Annotated in this window: 15 protein-coding genes; 2 read left to right on the forward strand and 13 right to left on the reverse strand. The window is 67.6% G+C overall.

What is annotated here, in order from left to right:
• Nucleotides 1-42 precede the first annotated feature (42 nt).
• The 13 genes from ACZ75I_RS15690 to ACZ75I_RS15750 all read right to left on the reverse strand — a co-directional run bounded on the left by ACZ75I_RS15690 (nt 43) and on the right by ACZ75I_RS15750 (nt 14,171).
• The gene (locus tag ACZ75I_RS15690; RefSeq protein WP_227837915.1) at nt 43-465 is read right to left on the reverse strand and encodes a hypothetical protein; all 423 of its coding nucleotides are present in this window, start codon (nt 463-465) and stop codon (nt 43-45) included.
• 77 nt (nt 466-542) lie between these two features.
• Nucleotides 543-1,862, reverse strand: a complete 1,320-nt coding sequence (locus ACZ75I_RS15695; protein ID WP_180867360.1) for a dicarboxylate/amino acid:cation symporter — start codon at nt 1,860-1,862, stop codon at nt 543-545.
• Nucleotides 1,863-1,919: 57 nt separating this feature from the next.
• Entirely contained in the window at nt 1,920-3,635 is a 1,716-nt protein-coding gene (locus ACZ75I_RS15700) for a BatD family protein (RefSeq protein WP_472958246.1), read from the reverse strand.
• The gene (locus tag ACZ75I_RS15705; RefSeq protein WP_180867352.1) at nt 3,632-5,470 is read right to left on the reverse strand and encodes a tetratricopeptide repeat protein; all 1,839 of its coding nucleotides are present in this window, start codon (nt 5,468-5,470) and stop codon (nt 3,632-3,634) included. The genes ACZ75I_RS15700 and ACZ75I_RS15705 overlap by 4 nt, the downstream gene beginning before the upstream one ends.
• Nucleotides 5,467-6,471, reverse strand: coding sequence for a vWA domain-containing protein (locus ACZ75I_RS15710; protein WP_180867349.1), 1,005 nt, complete (start codon nt 6,469-6,471; stop codon nt 5,467-5,469). The genes ACZ75I_RS15705 and ACZ75I_RS15710 overlap by 4 nt, the downstream gene beginning before the upstream one ends.
• On the reverse strand, nt 6,468-6,917 hold the full coding sequence (locus tag ACZ75I_RS15715; RefSeq protein WP_180867346.1) for a DUF4381 family protein: 450 nt from the start codon (nt 6,915-6,917) through the stop codon (nt 6,468-6,470). The genes ACZ75I_RS15710 and ACZ75I_RS15715 overlap by 4 nt, the downstream gene beginning before the upstream one ends.
• The gene (locus ACZ75I_RS15720) at nt 6,914-7,843 is read right to left on the reverse strand and encodes a DUF58 domain-containing protein (protein WP_180867343.1); all 930 of its coding nucleotides are present in this window, start codon (nt 7,841-7,843) and stop codon (nt 6,914-6,916) included. The genes ACZ75I_RS15715 and ACZ75I_RS15720 overlap by 4 nt, the downstream gene beginning before the upstream one ends.
• A gap of 8 nt (nt 7,844-7,851) precedes the next feature.
• A complete protein-coding gene (locus tag ACZ75I_RS15725; protein WP_005418911.1) occupies nt 7,852-8,877 on the reverse strand; it encodes an AAA family ATPase in 1,026 nt (341 codons plus the stop codon).
• Between the two features lie 173 nt (nt 8,878-9,050).
• The gene (locus ACZ75I_RS15730; RefSeq protein WP_065185316.1) at nt 9,051-11,021 is read right to left on the reverse strand and encodes a type IV pilus secretin PilQ; all 1,971 of its coding nucleotides are present in this window, start codon (nt 11,019-11,021) and stop codon (nt 9,051-9,053) included.
• 21 nt (nt 11,022-11,042) lie between these two features.
• Entirely contained in the window at nt 11,043-11,576 is a 534-nt protein-coding gene (locus ACZ75I_RS15735) for a pilus assembly protein PilP (protein WP_005418914.1), read from the reverse strand.
• The gene (locus ACZ75I_RS15740) at nt 11,576-12,232 is read right to left on the reverse strand and encodes a type IV pilus inner membrane component PilO (RefSeq protein WP_057493352.1); all 657 of its coding nucleotides are present in this window, start codon (nt 12,230-12,232) and stop codon (nt 11,576-11,578) included. The genes ACZ75I_RS15735 and ACZ75I_RS15740 overlap by 1 nt, the downstream gene beginning before the upstream one ends.
• Entirely contained in the window at nt 12,229-13,113 is an 885-nt protein-coding gene (locus ACZ75I_RS15745; protein WP_472958248.1) for a PilN domain-containing protein, read from the reverse strand. The genes ACZ75I_RS15740 and ACZ75I_RS15745 overlap by 4 nt, the downstream gene beginning before the upstream one ends.
• Entirely contained in the window at nt 13,113-14,171 is a 1,059-nt protein-coding gene (locus tag ACZ75I_RS15750; protein ID WP_014038321.1) for a pilus assembly protein PilM, read from the reverse strand. The genes ACZ75I_RS15745 and ACZ75I_RS15750 overlap by 1 nt, the downstream gene beginning before the upstream one ends.
• A 219-nt stretch (nt 14,172-14,390) precedes the next feature.
• Here ACZ75I_RS15750 and ACZ75I_RS15755 point away from each other — a divergent pair, with 219 nt between their 5' ends.
• A complete protein-coding gene (locus ACZ75I_RS15755) occupies nt 14,391-16,814 on the forward strand; it encodes a penicillin-binding protein 1A (RefSeq protein WP_472958250.1) in 2,424 nt (807 codons plus the stop codon).
• A 238-nt stretch (nt 16,815-17,052) separates the two neighbouring features.
• Nucleotides 17,053-17,697: a hypothetical protein gene (locus tag ACZ75I_RS15760; RefSeq protein WP_346476929.1), complete on the forward strand. Its 645-nt coding sequence runs from the start codon at nt 17,053-17,055 to the stop codon at nt 17,695-17,697.
• The last annotated feature ends 32 nt before the right edge of the window (nt 17,698-17,729 follow it).

A 17,729-nucleotide genomic window follows, 5' to 3' on the forward strand; every position in this document is an offset into this window, starting at 1 on the left:
CAGATCCCTTGCCAGTGAAAGGGATCTGGTCCCGCCAACCCCTTACTTGGGCGCGGCAGCCTCGATCACGCCACACATCGACTTCTTCTGGAAGTCCTCGCCAGTGGCGTAGGTGGCCGGGGTGGTCTTGGTCACGGTGATCTTCGAACCCTTGCCCTCGGCTTCAACCAGCACGTTCCACGGCAGGGTGGTCTGGCCACCATTGAACTGGACGTTCTGTTCCAGGGTCAGCATGCCCAGGTCCTTGTCCACGCTGGCGACCTTCAGGCCCGACTTCACGCCCTCGATCTGGATACGCTTGAGAGCGTCGGCCGGGGTAACGTTGGGCACCACGTCCCAGGTGGTGAAGGTGCGCCCGGCGAAGAAGCTGCCGGTCTTGGTGTAGTTGGTTTCACAGGCCTTCTGGGCACTGGCGTCGAAAGCCAGCAGGCCCAGGGCGGCGACCATCACGTACGAAATCCTCATTTCTGCTCCCTTTCGCACGGCGCCAATCCCGACGCCTTCCATGCGTCGGGATAGTATCCATGGCATTCAGGGCGCGTTCAATCGAGGGGCGTGCCCAGCGCCGGTCCGTCATGGGACTCGCCCTTGGCCACCAACGTGGTCAGGGCCAGGTCGCCGGTCACGTTCAGGGCGGTACGGCACATGTCCAGGAAGTGGTTCACGCCCAGGATCAGGCCGATGCCCAGCGGGTTCACACCGACCATCGCGCAGATCATCGCCACCACCGGCAGCGAGCCCGACGGCACGCCCGCCGTGCCGATGCCGCCGAGGATGCAGACCGCCATCACCATGATCTGCTGGCCAATGCTCAGGTCCACGCCGAAGAACTGGGCCAGGAAGATCACCGTCACGCCCTCGAACAGGGCGGTGCCGTTCTGGTTGGCGGTGGCACCCACGGTCAGCACGAAGCGCGACACGCGCTGCGGCAGGCCCATCTGGTCCGCCACGCGCAGTGCGGTCGGCAGGGTCGCGTTGCTGGAGGCGGTGGAGAACGCCATCACCGTCGCTTCCTGGGTATCGCGGAAGAACGACAGCGGCGAGCGGCCGGACAGCCATACGGCAGTACCGTAGGTCACGACCATGTGCAGGCCGAGCGCCAGCACCACCACGCCCACGTACGCGCCCAGGCGGATGATCAGCTCGAAGCCGAACAGCGCGGCCAGATTGAACATGAAGCAGGCCACTGCATAGGGGGCCAGGCGGATGACCAGGTTGATCAGGGTCATCGAGATTTCGAACACGCCTTCGATGGCGCGGCGCAACGGGGCGACCTTCTCATTGTCGGTCAGTACCATGCCGATGCCGAACATCAGCGCGAAGAACATCAGCGACAGGATCGCGCCATTGTCCGACGCGGCCTGCAGCACATTGCTCGGCACGATCGACAGCAGCATGTCCATGCCCTTCGGCGTGCCATGGATGCCAGCGACGATTTCCTTGCTGCGCTCGGCGTTCTCCGACAGCATCATCGCGGCGACCTGCGGATCCACGCCGACACCCGGCTTGAGCAGGTTGACCAGCACCAGGCCGATGCCCACGGCAATGCCGGACAGCAGCACGGTATAGGCCAGGGTCTTCCAGCCGATGCGGCCCAGGGCGCGGATGTCGCCCATCTCCGACACGCCCATGATCAGCGCCGAGAAGATCAGCGGCACGATCAGCATGAAGATCAGGTTGAGGAACAGGCCCGACGCCGGGGTGGTGACGTAGTCCATGACCCACTTGGCACCGGCCTGCAGACCATCGACGCTGCCGCCCAGGGCGTGCACGATCAGTCCCAGGACCAGGCCGATCGCAAAGCCGATGCCCATCTTCCAATGCAGGGGCAACTTCTTCTTGTCGGCAGCAGCTGCTGTCATACGCGGGTTTCCTCGAAAAATGAATGCACTCTAACAAAGCGCGCAAGCGGCGCCGGTTCAGGTTCGCCGTGGTGGATACAGCGGCGCCAGGCCAGTTTCTGTGGCACCCGTGGCCGCCGACCAGTGCGGTCCGTCACGGAAGACCTCACGCAGGCGCGTGCGCAACGGGGCCAGTTCGCCCTGCCCGCCCCAGCGCGCCTGCTGCAGGTCCAGCAACACCTGGCGCTGGGCCGGGTCTTCCAGCCGGGCGATCACCTGCTCGATGCGTTCCACACCGGCCATCGCACACAGCCGTGCCTCCACCTGGTCGAAGCCTTCACCATCCAGCGCACGGCGCAGTTCGGCCAAGCCGGCACGCCCGCTCACTACGGTCGGCACAGAGGGCGTGCCGGCTGCAGGCGCCGCCACACGCGGGCGTCGGCCTCGCTGCCAGCCCCACAACAGGGTCAGCAGCCACAGCAGCGCCAGGCCAATGGCCGCCGCCATCCATGGCCACGGTCGCTCGGACAGGCCGCTGGCGCGTGGATCGGTCGCGGCGATACGCCCATCCTGTCCATCGCTGCCCGGCAGCGCGGCAGCGGTGTCGATCGGTGGCAGCGCTGCCGGCGAGGCAGTGGCGGCGCCGGTACCGGCCGCAACGGCCAGCGTCAGGTCCGGCAGCTTCGCTTCCTGTGCCTTGCCGTTGCGCACATCCCACCAGGGCAGGCGTGGTCCCGGCACCACCAGCGAACCCGGCTGGCGCGGCACAATCGAATAGCGGCGGGTGATCTTCAGGCGCGGCGTGCTGCCGTTGAAGGTCTCTTCGTACTGTGCCGGTTCGGCGAACACCTGCGCGTTGGCGCCGACATCCGGCACCGGCAGGTCGGTGAACTGTGCTCGGGTCGCGCCTTCGGCAACCGCTTCGACCACCACGTTGGCTGTCTCGCCGGTACGGGCACTGGTGGGCGCGCTGGTGTAGCGCAGCTGCAGGCTCTGCAGGGGCAACCACGGCTGCGGCGCCTGTGCCGGCTGTGCCTGCACCTGCAACGTGCGGTCTGCGCCGGTGGCATTCATGCGGCCATCGCCGCCCCCGAAGAAGTCATCGAAGAATCCTCCGGCGCTGCGCCCGCTGAAACGTGCACCGGACAGCCGCAACGCGCCGCTGCGCTCGGGGATCAGCAGGAAACGTCGTTCGACCACGTTGTAGCGGCGCCCGTTGACCTGGCGCACATCGGTGCGGTCGTCGCCCACCCGCTGCAACGACGCGCCCGCCGGGGTATCCAGCACCAGCTCGCCGGAGGCCAGCTGCGAGGCGAAATACAACCGCACCACCACGCCCACGCTCTGCTGCACGTACGGCGTATCGTCATCGACAACGGTTTCGATGAAGGCCATCGCATTGCTGTCAGGTCCGGCCACGGCGGCCGCATCGACCTGCAGCGTCAGCGGCGCGGTTCGCGCACTTCCCACCTGCAGGCCCGGTACCACCAGCGCACCGCTGCGCCGGGGGGTCAGCGCCACGCCATACAGGTTGCGCTGCTGCATGCTGCCATTGCTCCATTCCACCTGGCGGCTGCTGGTCTGGCCGCTCAGATCGAAGTCGGTGCGCAATGGCGTGAAGTCGGGAGCGCCCTGATCGCTCTCGACATTGAGGGTGACCGTATCACCCATCGCGATGCGGTCGCGATCCAGCCAGGCGCGTGGCTGCGCCCAGGCCAGCAGCGGCAGCCACAGCAGCAGCGCCGCCAGTACCGGCCGTGACCAGTGCCCGTGCATGTTGATCGCCCGCGTCATCGCCCTTCCCTCTTCCTGCGTTCGTTTTCCAGCTGGAACTTGGCCCGCAGCAACGCGCCCGGATCATCCGGCACACGCCGCATCCACGCTTCCACCGCCTGTTGCTCCTCGCGCTCGCGCGGCGTGCGGCCCTCAGCACCCGGTACGGGTCTGCCGTCCTTGCCAGTCTCGCCCTCGCGTGCCTGCCGCATCGCCTGCTGCATGCGCTGCCGCTGCTGCTCATCGGCCTGGGCCTGTGCCTTGGCATCCTCCACCTGTGGTGGCGCCTGCTGGCCATCGCGGCCGCGCTCGCCGGGCTGCGGGCTCGACGGGTTCTTGTTGTCACCCGCCTTGGGCTGCCCCTGCTGGCCCGACGGCGGCTGGCCCTGGCCGGGATTCTGCTGGCCCTGCTGCGCCTTCTGGCCCTGCGGGTTCTGCTGGCCCGGGGTATCGTTCTGCTGCTTCTGCTGCCCGTTCTGCGGTGGCTTCTGATGATCCTGGCCTTTGCCACCCGACTGCCTGCGCTTGCGCGCGGCATCGACCACTGCACGGTTGGCGACCGCATCGGCCATGCCGGGATGCAACGCCAGCGCGCGGTCGTAGGCGGCGATCGCTTCGTCGTAGTTGCCTTCGCGTGCCAGCGTGTTGCCCAGGTTGTACCAACCGGCATCGTTGTCGATGCCTTCGAAGCGTTTGCGTGCAGTGGTGAAGTCGCCGTTGCGGTAAGCCTGGACCCCCTCGGCCAGGCGCTGATGCTGCGCCTGGTCGCTACGCTTCCACAGCGTGCCCTGCGCGGGTTGCGAGGCCTGCGTCGCAGGTGCCTGCGCCTGCGCGTCATTCATCCATGGCACGAGGCCGACCGCGAGCACCGCCGCCAGCAGCGCACGACGGCGGAAGGCCAGCAATGCCAGCAGCATCACCGGCGGCAGCAGCCAGAAGCCTTCGTCACGCCACTGCTTGCCTTCGCCCGGCCGCTGCGCCGCCGTGCCTTCGCGCGCGTCGAGTACACCGAGCGCACGCAGATCGCTGTCATCGGCGGCGATGCGTGCATAGCGGCCGCCGCCTGCAGTGGCCACCGCGCGCAGGCTGCCCTCATCCAGCGCAGCCTGGCGGATCTGCCCGCTGCCATCGCGGTAGGCCGCACCGGCAGGCGTGCCCAGGCCCAGCACCGACACCTGCAGGCCCAGGCTGCGTGCCTGCGCTGCCGCCAGTGCAGCTTCACCATCCGCCTGGTCGCTGACCAGCAGGATCTGCCCCTGCAGCGCACCGATCTGCCGCATCAAGCGTGTCGCCCAGTCGATGCCGCGGTCGGCACGCTGGCCATCGCGCGGCATCACGTCCGGCGACAGCGCATCCAGATACAGCGCGACGTTGCTGCCGTCGTCGGTCAGCGGTGCCACGGTGTAGGCATCATCGGCATACACCACCAGGCCCACCTGCCCGCCCTGGCGCGCGCGCAGCAGCTGGCCTACTTTCGCGCGCGCCTGCAGCAGGCGCGACGGTGGCAGATCGGTTGCGCTGATCCGGCTGGACAGGTCCAGTACCACCAGCAGCGGTGCGCTGGCCTGGAACATCGGCTGCGTCTGCTGCCGCCAGCTCGGCCCGGCCATCGCCAGCGATGCCAGTGTCCAGCCCAGCAGCGGCGCCCATGGCAGGCGCACGCGACGCTTCGCACCGGCGGCCAGCAGATGTGGCAACAGATGTGCATCCACGGCCTGCCGCCACGCATCACTGCGTCGCTGCCGGTACAGCGCCAACGCGATGATCAGCGGCAGCGCCAGCAGCGCCCACAACCACTCGGGCCGCAGGAAGTGCAGCGCGTTCCAGTCGGGAAGATTCGAAGCAAACGCGATCATCGGCGACGCTCCGGCCACAGCCAGGCCAATGCACCCAGCAGCAATGCCAAGCCCAACGGCCACGCATAGCGTTCCTCGCGAGGGCGCAGGCTCGGGCCCTTTGCGGCCACTGGCTCCAGGCGATCGAGCTCGGCGTAGATCCCGGCCAGCTGCGCGGTATCACGCGCGCGGAAGAACTGGCCGCCGGTCATGCTGGCGATCTTCTTCAGGGTGGCCTCATCGACCGGATCCTGGTCGGTGGAAATCGGAATGCCGAACAACCGCATGCTGCCATCGCCGCCAAATGCGACCGTGTGGATGCGCACGCCCTCGGCGCGCGCCACTTCCGCGGCGCGCAGCGGTTCCAGCACACCGGCATTGCTGACACCATCGGTCAGCAGGATCAGCACGCGCTGTCCCTCCGGCTGGGTGCGCAGGCGCTTGACCGCCAGGCCGATGGCATCCCCGATGGCGGTCTCGCGCCCGGCCAGGCCGACCACGCTGTCGCGCAGCTGGTCGCGCACGCTGGCCAGGTCCGCAGTCAGCGGCGTGAGCGTGTAGGCGCGGTCACCGAAGATCAGCAGGCCGACGCGGTCGCCCGCACGACGATCAAGGAAGTCGGCAAGCACGGCCTTGGCTGCGGTCAGGCGATCGACCGCCTGGTCGCCCAGCACCATGTCGCCCTCGCCCATGCTTCCGGACACGTCCATCGCCAACATCATCTGTCGGCCCTGCTGCGGGGGTGTCATGGCGTCGCCCAGCTGCTGCGGTCGCGCCAGCGCGATGCATAGTGCACACCACCCCAGCCACAGCAGCAGCGTGCGCAGCCACGACACGTCGACGCGGCCACCACCGGACAGCGCTTCCAGCTCGGCGGCAGCGTAGGGAACGCGTAGTGCAGCACCCGGCGCTGCACGGCGCTTCCACCAGCGCATCAGCAGCGGCAACGGCAGCGCCAGCAAAGCCAGCGGCCACGCCAGCTGCAGGTCCGGCCATGGCCAGTAACTTGCCAGCAGGTTCATCGGCGGCGCTCCAGCAGCATCGCCAGGTAGCGTTCGCGGGCCCAGCTGCGTATGGCCGCCACCTCGCGGTTGTCGACGCGCGGGCGATAGGCGCCTTCGGCCAACAGGCTGCGGTGGTCATCGGCCAGCGTGCGCTGCGGGTCGAGGCGTTGCCACCAGGCGTCATCGCGCAGCGATTCACTGCCCGGCCGTGCATGGCGTGCGGCACGGCGCAGCAGTCCGGCGATGGCCGCCAGTTCGGCCGCAGCGTCGGGGGCGGTTGCCAGTTCCTGATCGAACAGCTGCAACCAGCGCTGGCGACGGCGGCGACGTCGCCACATCACCACGGCGATCACCAGCAGCACCAGCACGACCACCGCGCCGATCATCAGGTAACCGGGGGCTGGCGGCCACCATGACGGTGCCGGCGGCAGCTGCACATCGCGCAACGGCAGCGCGGCGCTCATGCCGGCACCTCGGTCGGCGACGGCGCCAGCCAGGCGTCGCTGGGCGCATCGGAGGACAGCACCTGCACGTCGACGCGGCGCGCGCCGAGCTGGCGCCGCAGCTCCTGCAGCGGCTCGACAAAATGCGCCTGCCAGTGCGCCTGCACTTCGCTGCGGCGCAGGTCGAGACCGATGCGCTGCTGCGCGGTCTGGAACTGCAACGCCGCCGACGGTGGCCGCAGCTCCAGTGGATCGACCAGCAGCACCAGGCTTAGGTCGTGATGCTGGGCCAGCGCGCTCCAGCGCGCGGGCGGAATGCGGATGGCCTGCTGCGGATCGGCCAGCACCAGCATGCGCGCGCCTGGGCGCAGCACGCGGCCGGCATGGTCCAGCGCGCGCTCCAGGCCCAGATCGTCGGCCGGCGGCTGTGCATACCAGCGAGTCAGCGCGTCGAGCACGCGGAGCACACCGCGCGGCCCACCTGCGGGGGTGATCGGCGCTTCGCGGTCGCTGCCACGCAATGCGCCCACGCGGTCGCCACGGCGCTGCGCCGACCACGCGGCAACAGCACCCGCGCGTGCGGCCTGCACCGATTTGAAGCGCACGCGGGTACCGAAGTACAGCGCCGGCGACGTGTCGGCCACGATCAGGCTGACCCGCTCACGCTCGGCCTGGAACAGTTTGGTATGGGCGCGGCCGGTGCGCGCCGTCACGCGCCAATCGATGTGGCGCGCGTCGTCGCCGGCCACGTATTCGCGCGACTCGGCGTACTCCATGCCGCGGCCGCGCAGCGGGGATGGTGCCTGGCCCGCGTTGCCGGTGCGGCCACGGCGCGGCGGCGGCGGACGCTGTGCCAGCCGGCGCAGCGCGACCAGTTCGGCCAGCTGCGGGCGCAGCCCGTCACCTTCGAGCGCAGACGGTGCCTGTTCCAGGGATCGATCGGTCATGCGCAGGCTCAGGGTGCCGGCACCCGGGCCAGCAGCTCCTGCACCAGGCGCTCGCCGTCCCAGCCTTCGGCGGTGGCTTCATAGCTGGGCAGCACGCGATGGCGCAGCACATCAGCGGCCACCGCACGCACGTCATCGGGGGTGACGAAGTCGCGACCGGCCAGCCACGCGCGCGCACGGGCACAGCGCTCCAGTGCGATGGAACCGCGCGGGCTTGCCCCCCATGCGATGCGGCGGCCGAGGCCGGCGTCGTAGCGCGATGGATCGCGCGAGGCCAGCACCAGTTCGATCAGGTAGCGCTCCAGTGCCGGTGCCATGTGCAGGTCCAGCACTTCGCGGCGGGCGTCGAACACGTCCTGCATCGGCATCTTGTCCGGCGCCGGCGCGGCCTCGCCCAATGCACCACGGGCACGCTCACGGGCCAACCGCAGGATCTCCGATTCGGCGGCCTGGTCCGGGTAACCGATGCGCACATGCATCAGGAAGCGGTCCAGCTGCGCTTCCGGCAGCGGGAAGGTACCTTCCTGCTCGATCGGGTTCTGCGTGGCCATCACCAGGAACAGCGGCGGCAGCGCATAGGTATGGCGGCCAACCGTGACCTGGCGCTCGCCCATGGCCTCCAGCAGCGCCGACTGCACCTTGGCCGGCGCACGGTTGATTTCATCGGCCAGCAGGATCGGGTGGAAGATCGGGCCGGGCACGAACTCGAAACGGCCTTCCTGAGGGCGCCAGATCTCGGTGCCGGTGAGGTCGGCCGGCAGCAGGTCGGGGGTGAACTGCACGCGGGCAAAGTCTGCTTCCAGGCGCGAGGCCAGTGCACGGATCGCCGTGGTCTTGGCCAGGCCCGGCGCGCCCTCCACCAGCAGGTGACCGTCGGCCAGCAGCGCGATCAGCAGGCGTTCGACCAGGGCCGCCTGGCCGACGATCTCGGTCGACAACGCATCGCGCAGCTGGGTGAACGCCGCATGCAGGCGGGAGGTTGCCGGCGCGGGCGGCGGCGAGACGGTTTCGGGCATCGGCGGTGGCAGGTTCATGGGGGCCTTTGACCGGCGCAGGACGGCACGGGTTCCCGACATCATCGCAGGGTGCCCTGCGATTGGCATCAAGAACGGCTGAACAGCGCATCCGCGCAGGGTGTGGATCTACCGGTGGAAACGAGGAAGGGCCGCACAGGGCGGCCCTTCTTCGAAGACTTCGGAGCGGTGGCTCAGTTCTGCTTGGCCACGCGCAGCACCTTCGGGGTGACGAACACCAGCAGTTCGGCCTTGTCCTTGTTGCGACCGCGCTTCTTGAACAGGTTGCCCAGGAACGGCACGTCGCCCAGGAACGGTACCTTGCTGATGCTGTTGCGATCGGTGAATTCGTAGACGCCACCGATCACCACGGTCTGCCCGTCCTCGACCAGCACTGCGGTATTGACTTCGCGGCGGTTGATCGACGGCACGGTACCGTAGCCCTCCAGCTGGATCAGCTGGTCGACTTCATCCTTCTTCACCTGCATGTTGAGGAACACGCGGTTGTCGTTGGTGATGGTCGGGGTGACCTTCAGCTCCAGCACCACTTCCTTGAACTGCACGTTCGGCGTCGCCACGCCGCCAGCGGTACCACCACTGATGGTGACGTAACCGATCTCCTTGCCCTGCTTGATCATCGCTTCGCGCTGGTTGGTGGTGACCACGCGCGGGTTGGAGATCACCTCGCCTCGCGATTCCTGCTGCATGGCCGACAGCTCCACGTCCAGCAGGTAACCGGCATTGAGGATCGACAGTGCCAGCGAACCCGGGTTGCTGGCGGCGGCCACCGGCAGGTTCCAGTTCAGGCCACGGGTGATCGCCGAGCCGGACTTCACCGGCGGCGGGCCGACCCGGCCACCGGCTTCCCAGTCACGCTCGGCCTTGGCGTTGGCCAGGTCGGTCGTCACCTGCGACTCACGGGTCTTGGCGTTGGCATCCAGGCTGCCGCTGAAGTACACGTTGTCGCGGCTGCCGCTGACACCGAACTTCGCACCCAGTTCGCGGGCGAAGGTATCGGTGGCGATAACGATGCGGCTTTCGATCAGCACCTGGTCGACCGGGCGGTCGATCACGTTGATCAGCTCGCGCATGCGCGCGATCTTCTTCGGGATGTCGCTGATCATCAGCGTGTTGGTGCGCTCGTCGGCCACGATGCGGCCGCGCGAGGACAGGAAGCCACTGTCTTCCTGCGACGAGCTGCCCGAACCACCGCCGCTGCCACCACCACCACTGCCACCGATGCCCTTGGCCTCGGTCAGCGCTTTGAAGATCTGCGTGGCGCTGTGGTAGTTGATCTGGATGTAGTCGGTCTGCAGGTCTTCGCGGTTCTCGATGGCGATGCGCGCGTCTTCCTTCTCCTGCTCGAACTTGGCCAGTTCAGCCTGCGGCGCCACCCAGATCACGCTGCCGTCGCGACGCTTGTCCAGGCCCTTCGCGCGCAGCACGATGTCCAGCGCCTGGTCCCACGGCACATTGACCAGGCGCAGGGTCACATTGCCCTGCACCGAGTCGGACGCAACCACGTTCAGGTTGGACTCCTCGGCGATCAACTGCAGCACGGTGCGCACCGGCACGTCCTGGAAGTTGAAGGTCACCGGCTTGCCGGTGAAGCCGCGCTGGCCGACAGCCTTGGCCGCCTGGGTGACGCTGCCGGCAGTGACCGCGCCGACGGCGGCCGGGGCCTGCCGCGGGCTGATCTCGACCACGTACTCATTGCCGCTCTGGTACGCCAGCGACTCCACTGCACCGCCGGTGCTCAGCACCAGCTGGGTACCGGCACCGGACGGCTTGGCGTCGATGCGCTGTACCGGCGTGGCGAAGTCGGTGACGTTCATCGGCTTCTGCAGGTTGGCCGGCAGTCGGGCATTGCCGACGTCGACCACCACGCTGTTGCCCTGCGTGCGCAGGTCAGGGATCGCGCCCTGCCCGTCGAACTGCACGATCAGGCGCCCGGCGCCGTCATCGCCACGCTTGAAATCGATCTTGGCCACCGACAGGCCTGCCGGCGCAGCGGCCGGTGCCACGGTGGCGCCCACCGGCTTTTCCGCCGGTGCGGCAGCCAGCGCCGGAGCGCAGGCCAGCATCAGCGCGACTCCCAGCGCGCTGACACGGTTCAAGGTAGAGCGCCGGATGGGACGCAGCCCCTTGGCTTGGTGAAAGGTCATCGTGCTATCCCCAGTAAACGATCATTGATCTTCAAGCGAGAGCGTTGCCGGCCGTTCCAGCCAGCCACCCGCGCCATCCGGCACCAGTTCGATCAGCTCCACGCGGTCTTCGAAGACCGCCGTGACCCGCCCGTCGCTCTGCCCCAGGTAACCGCCCGGGCGAACCCGGTAGGTGACCTTGTCCGGCCCCATCACCAGCGCCACGGTGCCTGCACCGGTACCGATGGTGCCGACCATGTCCAGCGCATCCAGCGGGAAGCCTTCCAACGGCTCCTTGCGCCGGTTCGGGTCCGGTCGCAATCCGCCGTTCCCCTGCTGCGGATTGGTCCAGGCATCGGTGAACGGATCGCGCATGCCCTGCGCGGAGTATTCAAAGGTCTCGAACTGCTGCATCACCGGCAGCGGCTCCAGCGGTTGCGCCGGTCGCGCGCGCTCGCCTTCCACCCACTTCTCAAGGTTCGGTGCGTCGCCGGGCGTGCTGGTCACGCCACGGCCGCAACCGGCCAGCAGCAGTACAGCCAGCACCATCGCACCACGTACGGTCTGCGCGCGCATCACTTCTTGCCCTCCTTGCCAGCGTCGGCCGCCTGCTGCGCCTGCACTTCGGTCTCGTCCAGGTAACGGTAGGTCTTGACCGTACCGGACAGTTCCAGTGCACCGCTGCGGACGTTGCCGCCGGTCTTTTCCTTGGGCTTGAGGTTGATGTCATGCATGGTCAGGATCACCACCCGCGGCAACGAGGCCACGCCACTGACGAATGCGCCGAACTGGTGGTAACTGCCCACCATGCGCAGCTTGATCGGCTTCTCGGCGTAGAACTCCTTGATCTGCTCCTGCTCCGGCTCGAACAGCTCGTTGGTCAGGCCGCTGGACAGCGCGGTCTGCGAGATGTCGATGATCAGGTCGGGCATTTCGGTCTTGCTCGGCAGCTGCCGCAGCATCTGCTGCAGCACCTGCTCCATCTGCGCCAGCTGCTGCTTCAGCGGGCCCAGGTTCACCGCGCGTTCCTGCTGCTTGGTGAACTCGGCGCGCAGCTCGACTTCCTTCGATTCCAGGCCGGCCAGTTCTTCGCGCTTGCCGCTGATCAGCAGCATCCACGCCACGAACATGATGACCAGCGCCAGCAACGAGCAGAAGACGATCTTGGCCTTCTGCGGCCAGTTGCCGATGTCGTTGAAATCCAGGTTCTTGATATCGATCTTCTGGCTCATGCGCGGTCCCCCTGCAGCAGCGCATTGAAGGCCTGCGGCGGCTGCGCCAGGCGGCTGCCCTCAGGCTTCGGGGCAGGTGCCGGGGCCGGCGCGGCGGCCGGAGCGGCCGGTTGGTTCGGCTTGGCCGGAGTGGCCGGCGGTGCAGCGGCCGGTGCGGCGGGAGCCGCTGCCGGCTGGCCCGCTGCCGGAGCCGCAGGCGTCGCGGCATCCGGACCTGCGGCCAACGGAGCCACCGGTGCCGGCGCAGCCGTCGCCACCGACCCATCGGCGTTCAGGCCCGGCGTCGCCGAGACCTCTTCGCTCTGTGCCGGCAGTTTCACCTTGACCACGAACACGTAGGGCAGCGCCTTGATGTCGGCCAGCGGACCGACCTTGCCATCCTTGTCCTTCTCCGGGTCACGCGCTTCGATGATCGACAGCTCCGGATTGGTCATCCAGCCGGAGGTCTCCAGGTTGCGCATGTAGGCCGAAACGCGGGCGTTGGACTGGGTGCGGCCTTCCAGCGTCAGCACATCCCCTTCCTGCTTCAGCGCGGTCAGCACCACGCCATCGGGAATGGTGCGTACCAGCGCGTCAAACAGGTGGACCATCTGCGAGCGCTTGGCCTGCAGTTCCTCGATCACCTTCTTGCGGGCCAGCAGGCGTTCCTTCTGCGCGTCGAGGCGATCGATCTCCTTGTTCTGTTCCTTGACCTTCTCGATCTCGGCTTCCAGATAGGCGTTGCGGTCCATCTGGCCGTTCACCTGGCGGTCGTAATAGAACCAGATCATCAGCGACAACAGCAGGCCACCGACAGCGGCCATGCCCAGCATTGCGTAGAACTCGCGCTGGCGTTGCTTGCGCCGCTCGGCGCGCCAGGGCAATAGATTGATGCGTGCCATCAGTCGAAGCTCCTCAGCGCCAGACCGGTCGCGATCATCAGCGCGGGGGCATCCTGGGCCAACGCATGCGCGTTTACCTTCGGCCCCAGGGTCATCTGCGCCAGCGGGTTGGCGACCACGGTCGGCACGCCCAGCTGCTCCTCGACCATCTCCGGCAGGCCACCGAGCACGGCGCAGCCGCCGGCCAGCACGATGTGATCGACGCGGTTGAATTCGCTGCCTGCATAGAAGAACTGCAGCAGGCGGCTGATCTGCTGGACCGTGGCTTCCTTGAACGGCTCCAGCACTTCCATCTCGTAGCTTTCCGGCAGACCGCCCTGGCGCTTGGCCAGCCCGGCTTCCTCGTAGCTCAGGCCATAGCGGCGCATGATCTCGTCGGTCAGCTGCTTGCCACCGAACACCTGCTCGCGGCTGTAAAGGCTGCGGCCGCCGCGCAGGACATTGAGGGTGGTCATGGTGGCGCCGATGTCGACCAGCGCAACCACGCCGTCGATGGACACCGGCAGCTCGCTGGCGACCAGGGCGTAGGCGTTCTCGACCGCAAAGGCCTCCACGTCCATCACCTTGGCCTGCAGGCCACCGAGCTCCAGTGCGGACTGGCGCAGCTCGACATTCTCCGAACGCGACGCGGCCAGCAGCACCTGGACCATCTCCGGGTTGTTCGGGATCGACCCGATCACCTCGAAGTCCAGGTTCACTTCCTCGATCGGATACGGAATGTAGTTGACCGCTTCCAGCTCGATCTGGGCTTCCATGTCGTTTTCGTCGAGATCGGCCGGCATCGGGATCACCTTGGTGATCACCGCCGACCCCGCGACGGCGGCAGCGGCCAACTTGGCCTTGCTGCCTGAACGGTTCATCGCCCGGCGGATGGCCTCACCGACGGCCTCCACTTCAACGATGTTCTTCTCCACCACCGCATTCGGCGGAAGAGGTTCCACAGCGTAATGTTCCACGCGGAAACGATTGCCGCTGCGGGACAGCTGCAAAAGCTTTACCGCAGTCGAACTGATGTCGACGCCTACAAGCGGCGACTGACTTTTTGGGATGAGCCCCACGGTTTCTCCCCTGCCGACGGGCACTTGGACGCAAGACCTGCGTCCGAGCATTAATAACGTATTCTTAGCAAATGGCAACGGCCCTGCTGTGAAATCCCTCACGGATTCACCATGCAGCCCCTGACTGTTCCCCTTGCGCTCCCCGGTGCCGACCCCAGCCGCCACCTTGCGTAATCTATACTCTGCGACCACGAAATTCGCAATCGGAATCTGAACCCGATGACTCGACTCCGCCGCTGGCTGCGCTGGATCTTCCTGATTGTCCTGGTCCTGGCGCTGATCGGCGCGGCCGCCGTGGGCGGTCTGTACTATGCCGTTTCCTCCAAGCTTCCCGACGTGCAGACCCTGCGCGACGTGGAAATGCAGGAGCCGATGTACGTCTACGCTGCCGACGGTAAGCTGATGGCGGTGTTCGGCGAGACCCGGCGCACCCCGGTCACCATGAAGGACGTGCCCGAGCGGCTGAAGCAGGCCTTCCTGGCCACCGAGGACGCCCGCTTCTACGAGCATGGCGGCGTGGACTACATGGGCATCGGCCGTGCGGTCTGGCTGCTGGCCACCACCAACGACAAGCGCGTGCCGGGTGGCTCCACCATCACCCAGCAGGTCGCCCGCCAGTTCTTCCTCAGCTCCGAGTACAGCTATACCCGCAAGCTGGCCGAGATCCTGCTGGCGCGCAAGATCGAGTCCGAACTGAGCAAGGACGAGATCTTCGAGCTGTACCTGAACAAGAGTTTCTTCGGCAACCGCGCCTACGGCGTGGCCGCCGCCGCCGAGTTCTACTATGGCAAGAAGCTGAACGAGCTGGACCTGGACGAGATGGCCTCGCTGGCCGGTATCCCCAAGTTCCCCTCGTCGGGCAACCCGATCTCCAACCCGGAACGTGCCCGCCAGCGCCGCGACAATTACGTGCTGCAGCGCATGGCGGACCTGAAGTTCGTCAGCCAGGCCGAAGCCGACGCGGCCAAGGCCGTGCCGATGCACGCCACCGCGCATGAGCCGCCGGTGCAGGTCGATGCGCCCTACGTGGCCGAGCTGGTGCGCCAGGAAATGATCGCCCGCTTCGGCGGCGACGTGGTCAACAAGGGCTACCACGTCACCACCACGATCGACTCCACCCTGCAGACCGCCGCCAACCTGGCCGTCCGTGACGGCCTGCTGCTGTACGACCACCGCCACGGTTGGCACGGCGTGGAGAAGCAGGTGCAGCTGGGCGCCGGCGACGATACCGCCGCGCTGGCCGAGCACCTGCGCGGCATGTACGGCCAGGCCGGCCTGCTGCCGGCAATCGTCGCCAGCACCGCTGCCGACGGCAGCGCCACGGTGGTGCTGGCCAACCGCACCGAGATCGTGCTGCCGGCCGGTGCCGCCAAGTGGACCAACAAGACCCCGGGCAAGCTGGTGCAGCGCGGCGACATCGTGCGCGTACGCGCCGGTGCCAAGGAGGGCGAGTGGCTGCTGGACCAGATCCCGCGCGGCCAATCCGCGCTGGTCTCGCTGGATGCCCACAGCGGCGCGCTGAAGGCGCTGGTCGGTGGCTTCAGCTTCTCCGGCAACAAGTTCAACCGCGCCACCCAGGCCCGCCGCCAGCCGGGTTCCAGCTTCAAGCCGTTCATCTACGCCGCAGCGTTCGACAAGGGCTACAACCCGGCCTCGATCGTGCTCGACGCCCCGGTCGTGTTCCGCGACCGCCGCGGCAAGACCTGGGCCCCGCAGAACGACGGCGGCGGCTTCCGCGGCCCGATGCGCCTGCGTGAAGCGCTGGTGCAGTCGCGCAACCTGGTCTCGGTGCGCCTGCTCGATGGCATGGGCGTGGACTATGCGCGCAAGTACATCAGCGAATTTGGCTTCGCCGAATCGGAGCTTCCGCCGAACCTGTCGATGTCGCTGGGTACTGCCTCGCTGACCCCGCTGTCGGTGGCGCGTGGCTACGCGGTGTTCGCCAATGGCGGCTCGCGCGTGGATACCTGGCTGATCGACCAGGTCAATGACCGCGACGGCAACCTGGTGTTCAAGGAAAACCCGGCACTGGCCTGCCGCGACTGTGCGGGCAGCAGCGATCAGCCGGTCAACCAGGTGGTGGATGGCTTCAACTTCGGCGCCCCGGCCCCGAAGGTGGACCCGGCCGCTGCGGCCAAGGCCGAAGCCAAGACCGAAACTGCCGCCGCTCCGGCCAACCCGGACGCCCGCACTGCCCCGCGCGCGATCGACGCCCGTACCGCCTACCAGCTGGTGTCGATGATGCGCGACGTGGTCCAGCGCGGTACCGGTGTGCAGGCCAAGGTGCTCGGCCGCGAGGACGTGGGCGGCAAGACCGGCTCCACCAACGACCATCGTGACGCCTGGTTCTCCGGCTTCGGCGGCCCGTACGTGACCACCGTGTGGGTGGGCCGCGACGACTTCCGCTCGCTGGGTTACCGCGAATACGGTGGCAAGGCGGCGCTGCCGATCTGGATCGACTACATGCGCACCGCGCTGAAGGACACCCCGATCGCGCAGAACGAGCCGCCCAGCGGCATGGTCCAGGCCACGCTCAACGGCGCGACCGAGTGGGTGAAGGTGGAAGACATGGACCGCCTGACCGACTACGACCTGAACCTCAATACGCCGCAGGCCGACGCCGCCGCGTTCGATATCTTCTAAGAGGCAGGATTCGGTGGGTGCCAACCGTTGGTTGGCATTGCCCTTTGTAGAGCCGAGCCCATGCTCGGCTTCGGGGGCCCGCGGTAGAGCAGCCGAGCATGGGCTCGGCTCTACAGGATCAACGGCACCCGTTTGCCGTGGTGGGTGCCAACCGTTGGTTGGCATCTCCGCGCCATACCCACGCAGATGTCACATCCCTGCGCTACTCTGTAGCCAGGTCGCAACAGGGAGTCATCGCATGCATCGCGCCCGTCAGCATGCTGCCAGCCAGACCCGCGAGCGGCGCCACCGCCTCGCCCACGAAGCCGCCCGCCTGATGGCTGAAGGCGGCATCCGCGACTACCACCAGGCCAAGTTGAAGGCCGCCAGCCGGCTCGGCATCCACGACGATGCCTCCCTGCCCCGCAACACCGAGATCGAAGACGCCCTGCGCGAGTACCAGCGGCTGTTCGCCGGGCCCCAACACGGCAGTGAACTGCAGCGCCGCCGCGAGGCCGCGATGCGTGCGCTGGAGTTCCTGCACGGCTTCTCCCCGCGCCTGGCTGGCCCAGTGTTGGAGGGCACCGCCGACGCCAACAGCCCCGTGCAGCTGCACCTGCACAGCGACGACCCGGAAGCCGTGCATCGCTTCCTGGAGGAGCACGGCATCCCTGCCGAATCGCGGACGCGCCGCCTGCGCATGGACCGCGAGCGCAGCCTGGACGTGCCAGTGTGGGTGTTCAGTGCCGAGGAGCTGACCTTCGACCTGGCCGTACTGCCATACGATGCGCTGCGCCAGGCGCCGCTGTCGCCGGTGGATGAGAAGCCGATGCGACGCGCGTCTGTCGCGCAGTTGCGGCAGCTGCTGGCCGAAGCGGAGATCACCGCGTACGTCGGCGGGTGACGGTCGCGCAGGTTCTGGTAGGTGCGGACCGT

It is taken from the genome of Stenotrophomonas sp. X (assembly GCF_055721025.1).

Bases quoted from the DNA above. Each gene is read 5' to 3' on its own strand.
- ACZ75I_RS15760 (WP_346476929.1), top strand. From the start codon at position 17,053: ATGCATCGCGCCCGTCAGCATGCTGCCAGCCAGACCCGCGAGCGGCGC.
- ACZ75I_RS15755 (WP_472958250.1), top strand. From the start codon at position 14,391: ATGACTCGACTCCGCCGCTGGCTGCGCTGGATCTTCCTGATTGTCCTG.
- ACZ75I_RS15735 (WP_005418914.1), bottom strand. From the start codon at position 11,576: ATGCGCGCGCAGACCGTACGTGGTGCGATGGTGCTGGCTGTACTGCTG.
- ACZ75I_RS15720 (WP_180867343.1), bottom strand. From the start codon at position 7,843: ATGACCGATCGATCCCTGGAACAGGCACCGTCTGCGCTCGAAGGTGAC.
- ACZ75I_RS15730 (WP_065185316.1), bottom strand. From the start codon at position 11,021: ATGACCTTTCACCAAGCCAAGGGGCTGCGTCCCATCCGGCGCTCTACC.
- ACZ75I_RS15690 (WP_227837915.1), bottom strand. From the start codon at position 465: ATGAGGATTTCGTACGTGATGGTCGCCGCCCTGGGCCTGCTGGCTTTC.
- ACZ75I_RS15725 (WP_005418911.1), bottom strand. From the start codon at position 8,877: ATGAACCTGCCACCGCCGATGCCCGAAACCGTCTCGCCGCCGCCCGCG.
- ACZ75I_RS15705 (WP_180867352.1), bottom strand. From the start codon at position 5,470: ATGATCGCGTTTGCTTCGAATCTTCCCGACTGGAACGCGCTGCACTTC.
- ACZ75I_RS15740 (WP_057493352.1), bottom strand. From the start codon at position 12,232: ATGAGCCAGAAGATCGATATCAAGAACCTGGATTTCAACGACATCGGC.
- ACZ75I_RS15695 (WP_180867360.1), bottom strand. From the start codon at position 1,862: ATGACAGCAGCTGCTGCCGACAAGAAGAAGTTGCCCCTGCATTGGAAG.
- ACZ75I_RS15710 (WP_180867349.1), bottom strand. From the start codon at position 6,471: ATGAACCTGCTGGCAAGTTACTGGCCATGGCCGGACCTGCAGCTGGCG.
- ACZ75I_RS15745 (WP_472958248.1), bottom strand. From the start codon at position 13,113: ATGGCACGCATCAATCTATTGCCCTGGCGCGCCGAGCGGCGCAAGCAA.
- ACZ75I_RS15700 (WP_472958246.1), bottom strand. From the start codon at position 3,635: ATGACGCGGGCGATCAACATGCACGGGCACTGGTCACGGCCGGTACTG.
- ACZ75I_RS15715 (WP_180867346.1), bottom strand. From the start codon at position 6,917: ATGAGCGCCGCGCTGCCGTTGCGCGATGTGCAGCTGCCGCCGGCACCG.